Below are 15,973 nucleotides of genomic sequence, written 5' to 3'. Positions count from 1 at the left end.
GGGAGCGGGTGATGAGCGGCGCGTACCGCCAGTATTTCGACACCCAGTACAAGAACCGCCTGCACGGGAAGGGCTGACGTCATGCGGTTTCTCGTCACCGGCTCCAACGGACTCGTCGGCAGCCGCGTCTGCGCGCTGCTGGAGCGGCAGGGACATGAGGTGGTGGGCCTGGGCCGGGGCCCGCGCCGCACCGGTGGCTCGCACACCTATGTGGAGGTGGACCTGACGCGCGAGGCGGACGTGGCCGCCGCGCTGGCGTCGGCCTCCCCCGAGGTGGTCATCCACCCCGCGTCCATGACCGAGGTGGACGGGTGCGAGAAGGACCCCGAGGCCGCGTACGCCGCCAACGTCACCGCCGCCGCGGCGGTGGCCCGGGGCGCTCGCAAGGCCGGGGCGCACCTGGTGCACGTGTCCACCGACTACGTCTTCGACGGCGACGCGGGCCCGTATGACGAGGCCGCGCTGCCCAACCCGCGCGGCGTCTACGCGGTGACGAAGCACATGGGCGAGCAGGCCGCGCGCACCTTCGTGCCCGGCTGCGCCATTGCCCGCACGGCGGTGGTGTACGGCTGGCCGGCGGCGGGGCGGCCCAACTTCGGTGCCTGGCTGGTGGGGGCCCTGGAGAAGGGGCAGCCGGTGAAGCTCTTCGAGGACCAGGTGGTGTCCCCCAGCCTCGCGGACAACGTGGCCGCCATGCTGGTGGAGCTGGGCGAGCGGAAGCTGGGCGGCGTGTGGAACACCTGTGGCGCCACCGTCATCGACCGCGTCGGCTTCGGCCGGGCGCTGTGCGAGGTGTTCGGCTTCGACGCGAAGCTCATCACCCCCACGCGAATGGCGGACCTGAAGCTGGCCAGCCCCCGGCCGCTGCGTAGCGCCATGAAGACGGACAAGGCCCAGGCGCAGCTGGCGGCGAAGCCGCTGGCGCTGGCCGAGTCGCTGGCGCGCTTCCATGCCGCCTGGAAGGCCGGGCAGGGCGGTTGAGACTCCCGCGCGGCCCGAGGGTCGCGCATCCTTTCCGCGAACCCGGCGGGCCTCGGCCCGGGCCGGACCGGGGCGCGGGACACGAGGTGGACGTATGAAGGGAATCGTTCTCGCGGGTGGCTCGGGCACGCGCCTGTATCCGCTGACGCGCGTGGTCAGCAAGCAGCTGCTGCCCGTCTATGACAAGCCGATGATCTACTACCCGGTGACCACGCTGATGCTGGCGGGCATCCGGGAGCTGCTCATCATTTCCACGCCGCAGGACCTGCCGCGCTTCCGCGAGCTCTTGGGCTCGGGCGAGCAGTGGGGCGTGCGCTTCCAGTATGCCGAGCAGCCCCGGCCCGAGGGCCTGGCGCAGGCGTTCGTCATCGGCCGCGACTTCGTGGGGAATGACCCGGTGTCGCTCATCCTCGGCGACAACATCTTCTACGGCCACGGCATGGTCGAGCTGACGCAGCGGGCGGCGCGCCGCGACAAGGGCGCCACCGTGTTCGGCTACTACGTGAAGGACCCGGAGCGCTACGGCGTGGTGGAGCTGGACGCGAACAAGCGCGCCCTCTCCATCGAGGAGAAGCCGGCGAAGCCGAAGTCCCACTACGCCGTCACCGGGCTGTACTTCTACGACAACCAGGTGCTGGACATCGCCGCCAACCTCAAGCCCGGCAAGCGCGGTGAGTACGAAATCACCGATGTGAATGCGGAGTACCTGCGCCGCGGGCAGCTCAACGTGGAGCTGATGGGCCGCGGCTTCGCGTGGCTGGACACCGGCACGCACGAGTCGCTGATGCAGGCGTCCAACTACATCGAGATCATCGAGCGCCGTCAGGGCCTCAAGGTGGCCTGCCCGGAGGAGATTGCCTTCCGCATGGGCTACATCGACGAGAAGCAGCTGGCGGTGCTGGCGGAGCCCATGCGCAAGAACGAGTACGGGCAGTACCTGCTGGACCTCATCGAGCACCGGGGTGCGGTGTCATGAACGTCATCCCCACCGACCTGCCGGGCGTCCTCATCGTGGAGCCCAAGGTCTTCGGCGACGACCGCGGCTTCTTCATGGAGCTGTTCAACGCGAAGCGCTACACGGACGCCGGCATTCCCGGCTCCTTCGTGCAGGACAACTACTCGCGCTCGGCGCGGGGCACGCTGCGCGGGCTGCACTTCCAGGAGCCGCAGGCGCAGGGCAAGCTGGTGCAGGTGCTCACGGGCACGGTGTACGACGTGGCGGTGGACGTGCGGCGGGGCTCGCCCACGTTCGGCAAGTGGACGGCGGTGGAGCTGTCCGCGGAGAACCGCCGCCAGCTGTGGGTTCCCGCCGGCTTCGCCCATGGCTTCTGCGTGGTGAGCGAGTCCGCGGACTTCCACTACAAGTGCACGGCGTTCTACTCGCCCGAGACGGAGCGCGGCATCGCCTGGAACGACCCGGACCTGGCCATTCCGTGGCCGGTGAAGGAGCCGCTCCTGTCGCCCAAGGACGCGAAGGCGCCCCGGCTCAAGGACGCGCCGGTGCTGCCGGCGTACCCGTAGTAGCTCGGAAGGTAGGGGTAAAGACAACGGGCAGGTCCCCCGGAGGGAACCTGCCCGTGTCACTTCCTACGAGCCTTGTCTCAGGCGCGGATCTCGGGCTCGGCCGGCTTCGGAGGCAGCGTGGCCTCCTTCACCGACTCGCCGCCCGGGCCGCCCGACGTCGTGGGCACCGGCTGGGTCTCCAGCGCGGCCTTGAGCACGTCGTCCATGTGCGTGACGAAGATGAACTCCAGCTCGTTGCGCGCCTGATCCGGCACGTCGATGAGGTCCTTGCGGCACCGCTCGGGCAGGATGACCCGCTTGATGCCCGCCCGGTGCGCCGCCAGCACCTTCTCCTTGATGCCACCCACCGGCAGGACCAGGCCCCGCAGCGTGGCCTCGCCCGTCATCGCCGTGTCGTGCCGCACCCGGATGCCCGTCAGCAGGCTGGTGAGCGCGGTGAGGATGGTGACACCCGCGGAAGGCCCGTCCTTCGGAATGGAGCCCGCCGGGAAGTGCAGGTGCAGGTCCGTCTTCTCCAGGAAGTTCGGGTTGATGCCGAGCTGCTCCGCCTTGCTGCGCAGGTAGCTCAGCGCCGCCGTGGCGCTCTCCTTCATCACGTCGCCGAGCTGGCCGGTGAGCGTCATGCCGCCCTTGCCCGCCATCTTCGTCGCCTCGATGAAGAGCAGGTCGCCACCCGCCGCCGTCCAGGCCAGGCCCGTGGCCACGCCCGGCACCTCGGTCCGCTCGGCCACTTCCGAGTAGAACGTCTCGGGCCCGAGGATCTCCTTCACGCGCTCGGCGTTGATGCTCTGCTTCTCCGTCTTCCCGCCGGCCACCTCCACCGCCACCGCGCGGCAGATGTCCGCGATGCGGCGCTCGAGGTTACGCACACCGGCCTCACGCGTGTACGAGGTCGTCAGCGTCAGCAGCGCCTCGTCGGTGATCTCGATGTGGTCCGGGTTGAGACCGTGCTCCTTCAGCTGCTTGGGCACGAGGTGGATGCGAGCGATGCTCTGTTTCTCCTCGAAGGTGTAGCCCGTCAGCTCGATGATCTCCATGCGGTCCCGGAGCGGCCCGGGGATGGGGTCGAGCTGGTTCGCCGTGGCGATGAACATCACCTTGGACAGGTCGAACGGCACGTCCAGGTAGTGGTCGCTGAAGGTGTTGTTCTGCTCCGGATCCAGCACCTCGAGGAGCGCCGCGCTCGGGTCGCCGCGGAAGTCCGCGCCGAGCTTGTCGATCTCGTCGAGCATCATCACCGGGTTCTTCGTGCCGGCCTTCTTCATGCTCTGGATGAAGCGGCCGGGCAGCGCGCCGACGTACGTACGCCGGTGGCCGCGGATCTCCGCCTCGTCACGCACGCCGCCCAGCGACAGGCGCACGAACTTGCGGCCGGTGGCCTTGGCCACGCTCTGGCCCAGCGACGTCTTGCCGACGCCCGGGGGACCCACGAGGCACAGGATGGGACCACGCATGTCGTTCTTCAGCTTGCGGACCGCCAGGTACTCCAGGATGCGCTTCTTCACCTTCTTGATGCCGAAGTGATCCTTGTCGAGCTGCTGGCGCGCGTTCTCGATGTCGAGGTTGTCCTCGGACACCTTCGCCCACGGCAGGTCGGCGATCCAATCCAGGTACGTGCGCGAGACGGTGTACTCGCTGGAGGCCGCCGGAATGGTCTTCAGGCGGTTGAGCTCCTTCGTGGCGACCTTCTCCACGTCGGGCGGCAGGCCCGCCTTCTTCAGGCGCTCCTGCAGCTCGTCGAGCTCCTCCTCCTCCTCGCCCATCTCACCCAGCTCTTCCTTGATGGCCTTGAGCTGCTGGCGCAGGTAGTACTCGCGCTGCGTCTTCGACATCTCGCCCTTCACGGCGGAGTCGATCTTGTTGGAGAGCTTGAGGATCTCCCGCTTGCGGTTGAGCAGCTCGAGCACGAGCTTCATCCGCGCCTTGAGGTCCACCGTCTCCAGGACGGCCTGCTTCTCTTCAATCGGCACGTCCACGTTGGCGGCGATGAGGTCCGCCAGGTGGCCCGGGTGGGTGATGCTCTCCACCAGCTCGGTGGCGGCGGCCGGCAGCTCGGGCATCAGCTCGATGACCTCGCGCGCCAGCTTCTTCAGGTTGATGCCCAAAGCCTCCACCTCGACGTTCTCCGAGGAGGTCTTGTCCTCCACGGCGTCGACGCGGGCCTTGAGGTAGGGCGCTTCCTGCACCAGCTCCACCACGCGGAACCGGGCGAGCCCCTGCACGACGAGCGAGTAGTTGTCCTCGCCCATCTTCAGCAGCTTCACGATGCGGGCCACGGTGCCCATGGTGTAGAGGTCGGAGGCGCCAGGGTCCTCCTCCTCGGCGCGGCGCTGCGTGACGACACCGATGACCTGGTCATCGCGCACCGCGTCCTTGATGAGGGCAATGGTCTTCTGACGGCCGACGGCCAGCGGAAGAACCCCGCCCGGGAAGAAGACGCTGTTCCGCAGCGGCAGGATGGGCAGCACCTGCGGAATGTCTTCCTTGTTGATGAGCCCCGGCGGTGCCATCGCCGTCGGCATGGCGCTCGCGGAGGAGCCCTTCTTCTTCTCGTCGGACATGAAGTTCGGCCTCTTCTCTTGCTCAAGCCCGGTCAACAGGCGACCGGGCTGGTGAACATCTGTCGGTTTTCTGCGGCAGATGAACCAACGTAACAACCAGAACGCACATGGCAAACGCGGTGTGCGTTTTTCTCCACTCTCGTCGGATGCCGGACGCTGCTCCGAAGTCTCGCGTCCTCGTCCGGGGTGGGGCATGCTCGCCCCCCCAGTTTGCTGCGGCGCGCCGCCCGGGCGTGCCGTCCCCCCGGGAGGCTCACATGAAGCTCCGTACCTGTGCTCACCTGTTGCTGTTGTCCACCCTTTGTGGGGCGGCGTGCAGGTCGCCCGTCGATGAGCCGGGCTCCACCCTGCCAGGGAAGTGCGAGGGCGAATCTCCGGTCGTCGCCCCCCAGAAGACGGACATCCTCTTCGTCATCGACAACTCCTCCTCCATGGAGGACGAGCAGGAGGGCATCGCCCAGGAGCTGCCCGCCTTCGTCGAGGCCCTCAAGACGGGCAGCGGCGTCGTCCAGGACTTCCGTGTGGGCGTCATCACCACGTCCGTGTACCTGCGCTCGTTCGTCCAGGGGCGGGAGCAGTTCCGGGAATATGCGGATCAGGGCGGCCGCCTCCAGCCCGTTCCGGACGCGGCGGGCCAGGCGACCGACGAGCGCTTCATCGAGGGCTCGGATCAGTTCCTGGTGGAGAAGTTCCGGCGGCTGGTGGAGCAGGGAATCGACGGCAGCGGCCAGGAGACGCCCTTCGAGGCGGTGCGGCTGGCGGTGACGGAGCCCCTGGCGACGACGGCCATCTCCGAGGGTGGCAACGCGGGCTTCCTCCGGGACGGCGCGCGGCTGCTGGTGGTGGTGGTGACGGACGAGGAGGACTGCAGCTCCATGGAGCGCCCGGCGCCGGTGACGCTCACCGACGACACCTCGGTGGACCTCTGCAGTGAGCAGGCGGATCGGCTGACGTCGGTGGACGAGTACTTCTCCATCTTCCAGGGCCTGCATGACTCGACGGGTGCCTCCCGGGAGGTGCTGTGGGCCACGATTGGGCCGGTGGCGCTGACCGACAAGCGGGCGGGTCCGGTTCAGGACGTCACCCCCGACCGCACCTATGTGCGCAACGTCGATTGTCCGACGTCCTATGGCCCGGGCATCCGCCAGCGGGCCATGACGGAGAAGTTCGACGAGTCCTTCAACAACCTCGACTCCATCTGCAAGTCGGGCTACCGCGACACGCTGCTGAACATCGCCGCGCTGGCCACGGTGGCGCAGAGCATCGAGGTGGTGAACCTGCCGGATCCGCGGCTGGCCACGGTGGAGGTGACGCGCGCCGGGGGCGAGGTGGAGCGCTGCTCGGTGGCCGCGGGGGACTTGCGCTACGAGCCGTCCGGTGAGGGCCGCTCCGCGCGCCTGTACTTCCTGGGCTCGTGCCTGCGCCGCGCGGACGACGAGAAGGTGGAAGTGAAGGTGCTGTGCGCGGGCTGAGAGCCCGCTGAGCACACGCAGGTGCTGGAGATCTCTCGCGTCGTCCCCGCGGATCCGTTCTGACAGGTCCGGTCCGCCGCTCCGTCGCCATGCGTCCTGGGCGGCGCATGTCAGAGGCCCGAGCATACTGAACGAGCGTGCAGACGACCGTTCAGGGCGTCGGGTTCTGGCCTGCGGGGCGCGGGCGAGGGAGTCGAGATGAGCGCGGTGGCGGAGCAGCGGGCGGGGTCGGTGGGCTCGGTGGGCTCGGTGGTCGAGCAGCTTCGGGAGCGCATCCGCGCGCTGCAGGCGGCGCCGCGGCGCTACCTGGCGGTGCTGCGCACGGGCATGGAGGCGGTGGACGCGCTGCTGCCCTCGGGCGGCTTTCCGATGGGGCAGGCCGTGGAGCTGTGTGGAGAGGCGGCCTCGGGGCGCACCAGCCTGGCGCTGCGCGCGGTGGCGGCGGCGCACCGGGAACAGCGGCTGTGCGCGTGGGTGGATGGCCCCCGGGAGCTGTACCCGCCGGCGGCCTCGGCCCTGGGCGTGGACCTGGAGCGGCTGCTGATTGTCCGGCCCAAGGCGCCCGAGCAGCGGGTGTGGGCGGCGGTGCAGCTGGCCCGCAGCGGCGCCTTCGCGTGCGTGGTGTTGGACCTGACGCGAGGGGTAGGGGCCACGGGGAGGATTCCCCGGGTCGCCCTGGCGGAGGCGCGCAAGCTGGCGGACGCGGCGGAGCGCGGGGGCGGGCTGCTCCTGGTGCTCACCTCGCCGGAGTCGCCCGCGGACGGGGTGATGCGGCTGCGCACGGAGGCGCGGGACGGGGAGGGCTGGTCGGTGGAGGTGGTGCGCAGCCGGCAGGGCGGCACGGGCGCGCGGGCGGAGCTGCCGTGGAGCGTGCTGTACCCGGACCTGGGCCTGGAGGACGGCGGGCGGGTGCTGGACGTGGCGGAGACGGCGGCGGACGCCACGCCGGACTTCCTGCGCGAGCAGGGCAGCGCGCTGCGAAATGGCTGCGGCATCCTCGGCCAGCGGCCCGGCCGCGACGCGCCCATGCCGTCCCTGCGCGAGGGCCTGGACTCGGCCGGCGTGGCGCTCTGAGGGGCCATGCGCAGGGCGTATCTGCACTTCACGCGCTTCCCGGTGCAGCGCAAGGTGATTGAGGTCCCCGAGCTGGCGAGCCGCCCCTTCGCGTTGGTGGAGGAGGTGCGGGGCCAGCGCCGGGTGGCGTTCGCCTCCACCACCGCGCTGAAGGCGGGGGTGCGGCCGGGGATGACGCTGACGGCCGCCACCGCGCTGGAGCCGGTGCTGCGGCACTTCCCGTATCGCCCCGAGGACGAGACGCGGGCGCTGACGGCGCTGGGGGAGGCGCTGATGGGGCTGGCGCCGGGCTTCCAGCTCCGCGCGCCGGACGGGCTGTGGCTGGACGCGGGGGCGGCGCACCTGGTGGGGGGCGAGGAGCAGCTGGCGGCGCAGGCGCTGGAGGTGTGCGCGGAGCAGGGCTACCGGGCGCATGCGGTGGTGGCCTCGGAGGCCTTCACCTCGCGGGCGCTGGCGCGGTACGGGACGCGCCGGGTGGAGGTGGTGCCGCCGGGGGAGGGCGCCCGGGAGCTGGCGCCGCTGCCGCTGGCCGCGCTGGAGGGCCCGGAGGGGGCCGCCTTCTCCGCGCTGGGGCTCTCCACGCTGGGAGAGGTGGCGGCGCTGCCCGTGGCGGCGGTGACGGCGCGCGGCGGGGTGGCCGGGGCACGGGCCCATGCGCGCTGCCGTGGGGAGGACGACACGCCCTTCGTCGCGCAGGTGCTGGAGGAGGTGCTGGAGGAGCGGGTGGTGCTGGACTGGCCCGCGGACTCCTTCGAGCCGCTGCGCTTCGCGCTGAAGACGCTGACGGACCGGCTGGGGGCGCGGCTGGCGGGGCGGCGGCGGGCGGCGGTGCGGCTCACCTTCACGTTGAAGCTGGACCCGACGGGACAGGCCCGGGTGCCGCTGACGCTGGCACGGCCCACCTCCCAGGCGAAGCTGCTGTTGGACCTGGCGCGGCACCGGCTGGAGGAGCAGCGGCTGGAGAACCCGGTGGCGGAGGTGTCCGTGCGGGTGGACGAGCACTCCGAGGACCGGGGCCAGCAGCTCGCGCTGGGAGACGCGCCGGAGGGGGACGCGGCGCTGGAGGTGGTGCTGTCGCGGCTGGTGACGACGCTGGGTGAGGAGTCGCTCTTCGCGGCGGGGCTGGAGACCGTCCACCGGCCCGAGGCGGCGCACGGGACGCGGGCCTTCCGGCCGCCGGAGCGCAAGCGGGGACTCGCCGTGGACGCGCTCGACGCGGGGGGCTCGGGGGCGGCCGCGGAATCCGACGAGGTCCAGCCCCTGTCCCTGGTGGGCCGCGAGCGTCCCGCGCGCCTGCTGGCGTCGCCGGCGTGGCTGGACGCGGAGGTGGCCGAGTCGGGGCGGCTGCTGGCGGCGCGGCTGGGCGGGAAGCGGCACCGGGTGACGGCGCTGGCGGGGCCGGAGCGGCTGGGCGGGGAGTGGTGGTCGGACACGCCCTACCAGCGGGACTACTACCGGGTGCACTTCGAGGGGCTGGGCCCGGCGTGGGTGTTCCGGGACGCGCGGGACGGCCGCTTCTACCTGCAGGGGCTGTTCGACTGACGCCTCGCGGCCCCCTGGAGGGCAGGGGACGGGGCATTGCGTGGCCGGGGCGGCGGGCTCCGGCTCGCATCATTAATAGGGGAAGACCCCCTCACCCCAGGTTTCCCCACCATGCGTGCCCTCCGTCCCGTCGCCGTCCTGCTGTGCCTCCTGCTCGCCTCGTGCGCCACGCCCGAGGTCCGGCCTCCCGGGGCCCTGCGCAAGGTGGTGGCGGTGGTCGGCTCGCGGGTGGAGGCGCTGCCGACCTTCACGTACCGCGAGGACTTGTTGGGCGAGGGCAACCCGCGCACGGTGCTCGTCAGCCAGACGGAGGCGGTGCTGCGCGAGCGCGGCTTCGCGGTGGCGGGGACGCGCATCTCCGCGGCCCCGGTGCCCTCCACGGAGGAGGTGGTGGCGCTCATCCGCGACAACCAGGCCGACGCGGCCGTGGTGGTGGTGCTGGCCTGGGTGGACGCATCCGCCGTGCAGGCGCTGGGCCGCGCCGAGGTGGTGCTGGACACGGCGGTGGTGGGGCCGGAGGGCAACCTGGCCTGGCGCAACGAGACGCGCACCGTGTCCCATGTGGGCATCTACCAGGCGCAGACGGACTGGCGCTCCTACCTGAGGAAGGCCGTCATCGACGCCGTCCGCGCGGTGCCGTGACGCGGGCTCAGGGTGACGGCCGCGGGGCGGCCAGGCGCAGCTGCTCGTGGACCGTCTCCGCGCGCAGGTAGAGGAACTGGGCGTCGCCGAAGGCCAGCGTGTCGCCGTCGTGGAGCAGCACCTGCGCGCGGTAGCCCAGCGGCGCGCCGTTGATCCACGTGCCGTTCATGGACTCCACGTCGCGCACGGTGAAGGCGCCCTTGGCGGCGTTCCAGCGCAGGGTGGCGTGGTGCTGCGAGACGGACGGGTCGGGGACGATGACGTCACACGTCTCGGAGCGGCCGACGGTGAACTCCTCGCCGTCCACCCGGGGCTGGAGGAAGCGGACCTCCAGGTTGTTGAAGTCGCGCAGCATGGAGAGCAGCCGCTCCTCCATGCGCGAGCGGTACGCCATGCCGACGGTGCGCAGGCCTCCCGAGCGCTGGGCCGCGTCCTGGAGGATGAGCTCCACGGGCTGTTGGATGAGCGCCACGGGCCCGGACGCGTCCCGAAACGCCTCCAGCGGGGCCCCGGCGAAGGGGCGGAGTTGATTCACGGACACCATGAGGACTCCAACCCTACGTGCAAGCGGCTGGGACGGGAAGTCCCGGCCACGTCTGGAGGGCACCGCCCGACTCTGGCGGCCCCCGGGCGCCGTGGCTGTCCGGCTGCTCGTCCGGCGGCGCGGGGCCGTCGCGCCGGGAGGCCCGGCAGAGATGGGGCATGGCTCCGTGCCGGAGTCCGTGGGAGCGTGAGGGGCGCATGCGGGTTCTCGTCACCGGAGCGGCGGGTTTCATCGGCCATCACGTCAGCGCGCGGCTGCTGGCGCGGGGGGACGCCGTCATCGGCGTGGACAACCTGGACCCGGCCGGGGACGTGGCGCTGAAGCAGGCCCGGCTGGCGCGGCTGCGGCACCTGCCCGGAGCGGAGGCCTTCACCTTCCACGCGGTGGACATCACGGACAGGGAGGCGCTGCGCGCCCTCTTCGAGCGCGAGCGCCCGCGGCGCGTGGTGCACCTGGCGGCGCGCGTGGGCGTGCGGGCCGGAGCGAACTCCGCGAACGGTTATCTGGATACCAATGTCACCGGGTTCCTCCAGCTCCTGGAGTGCGCCCGGGGTGTGGAGCACCTGGTCTACGCGTCCTCCAGCTCCGTGTACGGCGGGGGCACGCCGCCGCCCTTCAGGGAGGACGCGGCGGCGGACCGGCCGCTGAATCTCTACGCGGCCACCAAGCGGGCCGACGAGCTGCTGGCGCACGTCCATGGCCACCTGCACGGGCTGCCCACCAGCGGCCTGCGCTTCTTCACGGTGTACGGGCCGTGGGGCCGCCCGGACATGGCGCCCCTGCGCTTCCTGCGGGCCCTGCGCGAGGGGCGGCCCATCGACCTGTATGGCGAGGGCCGGATGCGGCGCGACTTCACGCACGTGGACGACGTGGCCGAGGCCGTGCTCCGCGTGCTGGACCGGCCGCCCACGGGCACGCCGCCGTACCGGCTCCTCAACGTGGGACGGGGCGAGCCGGTGGCGCTGCGCGACTTCCTCGCCGTGCTGGAGCGGCACCTGGGTACGCCAGCGCGGCTGAACCTCCTGCCCGCCCAGCCAGGAGAGATGGAGTCCACCTGGGCGGACCCGTCGGCGCTGGAGCGCGAGACGGGCTTCCGGCCCCGGGTATCCGTGGAGGAGGGACTGGCCCGTCTGGTCGAGTGGGACGCCCAACACTCGGGCCGTTGAGGGAGGCCCGCGAGGCTCTCCGCCCGGGGACGTTGCCGCCTATAATGGTGCCGCCGGGACGCGCGTCCCGGACACCCGGGCCGGCGGGTGTCACGCTGCGCGCGAGTCCGTCCTGGACTGCCCCACTGGAGTGACATCATGGCCCGGTATCAACCCTCCTGGTCGAGGTTCCGCCGCCTCACGCTCGCGGTCCTCATGCCTCTGCTTGGCGCCTGCTCGGAGTCGGGCGGGGACCCATGCGAGCGGGACGGACACGCGGGCTTCGAGTCGCGCGCCCCCTTCGACGCGCGGGCCCGCGTGCGGCGCGTGGACTGCGGCTTCCGCAGCGGGGTGGAGGGCCTGGCCCTGGCTCCGGGCGGCTCCCTGTGGCTGCGTCGCATCGAATACAAGGACCGCGGGGACGACACCTTCTTCCATCCCCCTGCCAAGCTGCTGACCCACGTGGGCCCCGGGGGCGAGTTCCTCGGCGAGCAGTCCCTGCCGGACTTCGTCCAGGCGCATGTCGTGCACCCCAGCGGGGAGCTCACCGTGGTGGGCTGGGAGCGTTCCGAGGACGGGAAGATCCTCCCGATGCGCCGCCTCCGGCCCGACGGCTCGCTCCTCTCCGAGAAGACGCTCAGCATCCCCGTGCCGCCCGAGGGGCGCATGTATTACTCGGGGACCCCGAGCCTCCAGCCGGAGCGGATAGAGGTGCCCGAGGAGAATCGCGCCCTGGGCATCCTCGACGTCCGGGCCCACGGAGAGGAAGTGTTCCTCCTCGTGGCGATGGACGGGATGCGCCTCGTCCGGCTCGGCGGCGACCTGGAGGTGCGCTGGGTGAGCCCGGTGGCCCCCAGCGTCGGGCTCACGCAGGCGAACTCGGAGCAGATGCGCGCGCTGGGGCTTCCCTTCCTGGGCTGGAAGCTCGACGTCGACGAGGCGGGGCGGGCGACCGTGGCGATTCCGTTCCCGAGGTTCCACCAGGGGCCGTACGCGGAGAACTTCCCCCAGTCGCCGGTGGGGCCCGAGGGCCGGGCCATCCTCGTGTCGCGCTTCGAGCCCACGGGGCAGCTCGTCGCCGCGAGGAAGGTACCGGCGGAGCATGCGGACGAACTCGTCGGGCTCGTCGCGAGCGGCGAGACCTTCGTCCTCGGCGCGCGCGCGGCCACGCCGGTGGAGCAGCCCGACAATCGCACCGAGGCGGACGTGTTCTTCGCGTCCGACCGGTGGGGCGCCCCGGAGGACGCGCTCGTCACACGCACCCATTCCATCGACATGGACGACGCGCCCGTGGCGATGCTCCCCTGCGGCACCGGGCGCTACTGCTTCGCGGGGCACACCAGCTACCTGGACACGGACCTCCAGCGCACGCACGAGCCGGGCGAGGGCTTCCTCCTCGTCGTGGACGCGCGCGGTGAGCAGCAGGACCTCCTGCGGCTCCAGGGTCAGCGCGACACGGAGGTCCGCCACGCGGTGACGGGGCCGGGAGGCTCCGTCGTGTTCGAGTTCGCCACCAACCAGCCGGCCAACATCGCCAGGGTGGGGGACCGGTTCAAGAACAACGAGAGCTGGCTCGGCGTGTTCGACGTGCCCTGAACGCGAGGCGCGGCGGCCCGGGATGTCCCAGGCCGCCGCATCCATGCTTCACAGCAGCGGCGTGCGCGTCGCCACGGGCGTGACGACCTGCTTCGCGTAGTCCGCGGGCGTGAGCACCTTCACCGTTCCGGAGTACGAGTACGTCCGGCCCAGGAAGTCCGCATGGGAGAACTGCAGCGGGTACGTTCCCGCGCCCAGCCACGTGGAGAGGCCGCTGGAGGAGCTGTAGGAGATGCCCGACAGCGTCCAGGAGAATCCCGAGGCGGCGACGGAGAGTGTGGCCCCGCGCGAGCCCCAGGCCGAGGTGAGGTTCAGCGGCTCGGTGGTGCGGATGACCGTCCTGCCCACCAGCTCCGCGACGCGCACCGGCTCCGGGTAGAGGATGTGCAGCGCGAGCTGGTCCCACGCGGACAGGCCCGCGTGGCCGTAGTTGCCGTCGATGCCGCAGGACGAGAACTGGTAGTGCATCACCGAGTACCGGTCATACGGCGTCAGGTGGCCGCTGCTCCGTCCACCGCCAAAGCCGGAGGCGGAGCACACGGCGAAGTCCACGTCGTTGCGCTCGTGCTCGTGGTACAGGCCGAGCGCGTGGCCGAACTCGTGCAGCGTGTGGTCGCGCCACGGAACGCCATTGGCATCGGCATCGTCACCGAGCTTCAGGTTGTAGCGGCACGCCCGGTTGAGGGTGAGCTCGTCCGGTGGGTTGGACCAGCTCCCCCAGCCATTGTTCTTGCCGGTGTACACGCCGTTGGCGTCGAGGAACATCGGGCAGCCGTCGCCGGGCACCATGCCGGTGAAGGGCACGCTGGTGCCGGGCAGCACGACGCGGATGTCGCCGCCGTGCCAGTCATCGCCGTTGGACTGGACGGTGGGCGCCGGGCAGGTGCCCAGGTAGTTGATGCGGATGTTGGCGGCCCGCTCGAAGTCGCGGATGTACTCCAGCACCTGCTGCACGCGCGCCGGGCGCGAGGTGAGCGCGTCGCCCACGAAGCAGACGCTGGGCGTGCCGCTACGGACACCGTGATTCCAATACAGCGAGGCGTGGGCGGGCAGCGCTCCCAGCGTGGAAGCCAGGACGGCGAGCCCCGCCCATATTCGTCGGGTTCCCATGGGGGACCTCAAGGGTTGCGAGGGAATCACCACATCGCGACGAAGTTGATGAGGCGGCAGTCGCTGGACAGACAGCCGATGCTGGTGCCGGCGGTGGAGGACGGGTTGTAGTCGATGGACAGCGTGCGACCTCCCGCGAGCGCGGTGGAGAGCAGGCTGAGCATCCGGTTCGCGTGCGCGGTGTCGGAGGTGGGCAGCGCGAAGTACCAGATGCCACCCGCGACGGAGGCAGCGCACTTCACGTGGATGCGGCTGGAATACACCGCCACGTTGGCCGGCGTGCAGGACGCGCTGTCAGCGAGCGCGGGGACGCTGGTGAGGGTCAGTCCAACGGCGAGGGCGGACATCAGGTGGGTCGGCTTCATCTTCGTTCTCCGGGGTGTGGACGCGAGCTGCGTCGGTTGTGCTCGGAGAACGGGGGCCTCCGTGAATCTTCCCGGCTTTTTTTGAAACCGCCGGAGGCCCCCACCGCCCGGGACTCACCCGGACGTCACCGTCACCTGCCCATGCTCCACGCGCCACGACTCGGACGTGCATGCCCGGGCGAACGCGGCGTCATGGGTGACGAGCAGCAGCGCTCCCGGGTACTCACGGAGCGCCGCCTCCAGCCGCTCGATGGAGGGCAGGTCCAGGTGGTTGGTGGGCTCGTCCAGCACCAGGGCCCACGCGTGCTGTCCCAGCCCGCGCGCGATGAGCAGCTTGCGTGCCTCGCCGGGTGACGGCTGCTCCGAGGCGAGCAGCCGCTCCGGGTCCACGCCGAGCGCGGCCACGAGGGACAGCACGCGCCCGCGCTCCTCGGGGGGCAGCGCGCGCACCGCGTCCAGCGTGGCCCGGGCCTCCTCGGCGCCCACGTCCTGGGGCAGGTACAGCACGCGCTCCAGCGGCACGCGGGCGTTTTCGAGCAGCGCGCGCACCAGGGTGCTCTTCCCGGCGCCATTCGGGCCCTCAATGCGCACGCGCGCCTCGCGGCCCACGGACAGGTTGACGGGCCCGAGCAGCTCCACGTCCCCCGCGCCCAGGGACGGCACGTCCAGCGTGAAGATCCACGGGTTGGGCGAGCGCACGTAGCCCACGAAGACGGAGCGCCCCATCGTCTTGTCCGGGGCGAACTCGCCGATGCCATCGCTGACGCGCTCCAGCTCGCGGCGCAGCACGCCCACGCGCCGGCCGGCGCGGTCCTCGGCCCAGCCGACGGTGTTCTTCACGCCCATGCCGCGGCTGTCGCTGTCGTGCTTGTCCAGCTTGCGGCCGCTGCGCGCGGCGTTGGCGGACTGCTGCTCGCGGCGGGCCTGGTCCAGCAGCTGCGCGGCACGCCGTTGCTCGGCGCGGGCCCCCTGGTACGCGGCCACCTCGGCCTCGCGCTCGGCCTGCCAGTGCTGTTGGGCGGCGGAGTACGGGCCGGGCCACAGCCGCGCGCTCCCACCGTGGACGCGCAGGGTGGAGGTGGTGAGCGCCTCCAGCAGCGACCGGTCATGCGACACGACGATGCCAATGCCCCGGAAGCGCTTCAGCGCGGCGATGAGCCACGCGCGGGCCTCGGCGTCCAGGTGGTTGGTGGGCTCGTCGAGCAGCAGCACGTGAGGCTCCGCGGCGAGCGCCGCGCCCACCTGCCACCGCTTGCGCTCGCCCGGGGACAGCGTGGGCCAGCGCTCCAGCGCGGTGACGTCCAACCCCAGTTGCCCGTGCAGCCGCCTCGCGAGCGAGTCCCACGACTCGGCGAACTCGGTGATGTCGGGCGTCAGCGCCTCCACCTCCTGGTGGCACAGGCGCAGGGTGGGGGAG

General features: G+C 71.4%; 14 protein-coding genes. 9 read left to right on the top strand and 5 right to left on the bottom strand.

Annotation, left to right across the window (positions count from 1 at the left end; genetic code table 11):
* The first annotated feature begins 81 nt into the window (after positions 1–81).
* From HG543_RS40240 to rfbC, 3 genes are all read left to right on the top strand, one after another.
* Positions 82–981: an SDR family oxidoreductase gene (locus HG543_RS40240; protein WP_169350234.1), complete on the top strand. Its 900-nt coding sequence runs from the start codon at positions 82–84 to the stop codon at positions 979–981.
* A gap of 94 nt (positions 982–1,075) precedes the next feature.
* Positions 1,076–1,957: a glucose-1-phosphate thymidylyltransferase RfbA gene (rfbA, locus tag HG543_RS40235; RefSeq protein ID WP_169350233.1), complete on the top strand. Its 882-nt coding sequence runs from the start codon at positions 1,076–1,078 to the stop codon at positions 1,955–1,957.
* Positions 1,954–2,502, top strand: coding sequence for a dTDP-4-dehydrorhamnose 3,5-epimerase (rfbC, locus tag HG543_RS40230; RefSeq protein WP_169350232.1), 549 nt, complete (start codon positions 1,954–1,956; stop codon positions 2,500–2,502). The genes rfbA and rfbC overlap by 4 nt, the downstream gene beginning before the upstream one ends.
* An 80-nt stretch (positions 2,503–2,582) precedes the next feature.
* Here rfbC and lon read toward each other — a convergent pair whose 3' ends face one another.
* A complete protein-coding gene (gene lon, locus HG543_RS40225; protein WP_169350231.1) occupies positions 2,583–5,066 on the bottom strand; it encodes an endopeptidase La in 2,484 nt (827 codons plus the stop codon).
* Between the two features lie 257 nt (positions 5,067–5,323).
* Between lon and HG543_RS40220 the strand changes: the two genes are divergently transcribed.
* From HG543_RS40220 to HG543_RS40205, 4 genes are all read left to right on the top strand, one after another.
* Complete coding sequence (locus HG543_RS40220; protein WP_169350230.1) at positions 5,324–6,538, top strand: vWA domain-containing protein; 1,215 nt, start codon at positions 5,324–5,326, stop codon at positions 6,536–6,538.
* Between the two features lie 198 nt (positions 6,539–6,736).
* On the top strand, positions 6,737–7,612 hold the full coding sequence (locus HG543_RS40215) for an ImuA family protein (protein ID WP_169350229.1): 876 nt from the start codon (positions 6,737–6,739) through the stop codon (positions 7,610–7,612).
* Positions 7,613–7,618: 6 nt separating this feature from the next.
* Positions 7,619–9,154, top strand: coding sequence for a Y-family DNA polymerase (locus tag HG543_RS40210; protein WP_169350228.1), 1,536 nt, complete (start codon positions 7,619–7,621; stop codon positions 9,152–9,154).
* A 111-nt stretch (positions 9,155–9,265) separates the two neighbouring features.
* Positions 9,266–9,796, top strand: a complete 531-nt coding sequence (locus tag HG543_RS40205; protein ID WP_171818681.1) for a hypothetical protein — start codon at positions 9,266–9,268, stop codon at positions 9,794–9,796.
* A gap of 7 nt (positions 9,797–9,803) precedes the next feature.
* Here the strand turns inward: HG543_RS40205 and HG543_RS40200 are convergent, their stop codons facing one another.
* A complete protein-coding gene (locus tag HG543_RS40200) occupies positions 9,804–10,340 on the bottom strand; it encodes an FHA domain-containing protein (protein ID WP_169350226.1) in 537 nt (178 codons plus the stop codon).
* Positions 10,341–10,537: 197 nt separating this feature from the next.
* Here HG543_RS40200 and HG543_RS40195 point away from each other — a divergent pair, with 197 nt between their 5' ends.
* Together HG543_RS40195 and HG543_RS40190 are read left to right on the top strand one after the other, a co-directional pair.
* The gene (locus tag HG543_RS40195; RefSeq protein ID WP_169350225.1) at positions 10,538–11,506 is read left to right on the top strand and encodes an NAD-dependent epimerase/dehydratase family protein; all 969 of its coding nucleotides are present in this window, start codon (positions 10,538–10,540) and stop codon (positions 11,504–11,506) included.
* A 138-nt stretch (positions 11,507–11,644) separates the two neighbouring features.
* The gene (locus HG543_RS40190; RefSeq protein ID WP_169350224.1) at positions 11,645–13,081 is read left to right on the top strand and encodes a hypothetical protein; all 1,437 of its coding nucleotides are present in this window, start codon (positions 11,645–11,647) and stop codon (positions 13,079–13,081) included.
* A 48-nt stretch (positions 13,082–13,129) separates the two neighbouring features.
* Here HG543_RS40190 and HG543_RS40185 read toward each other — a convergent pair whose 3' ends face one another.
* The 3 genes from HG543_RS40185 to HG543_RS40175 all read right to left on the bottom strand — a co-directional run.
* Positions 13,130–14,191 carry a M12 family metallopeptidase gene (locus HG543_RS40185; protein WP_169350223.1) on the bottom strand — a complete coding sequence of 354 codons (1,062 nt, stop codon included), beginning with the start codon at positions 14,189–14,191 and terminating at the stop codon, positions 13,130–13,132.
* A 26-nt stretch (positions 14,192–14,217) separates the two neighbouring features.
* Entirely contained in the window at positions 14,218–14,556 is a 339-nt protein-coding gene (locus HG543_RS40180) for a hypothetical protein (protein ID WP_169350222.1), read from the bottom strand.
* 114 nt (positions 14,557–14,670) lie between these two features.
* Positions 14,671–15,973, bottom strand: a 1,303-nt coding sequence (locus HG543_RS40175) for an ATP-binding cassette domain-containing protein (protein ID WP_169350221.1), incomplete at its 5' end; no start/stop codon positions are given.

Source organism: Pyxidicoccus fallax (assembly GCF_012933655.1).
Lineage (GTDB): Bacteria > Myxococcota > Myxococcia > Myxococcales > Myxococcaceae > Myxococcus > Myxococcus fallax.
Note: the sequence above shows the minus strand (reverse complement) of the source record. Positions and strands in the feature narration are given on the sequence as shown.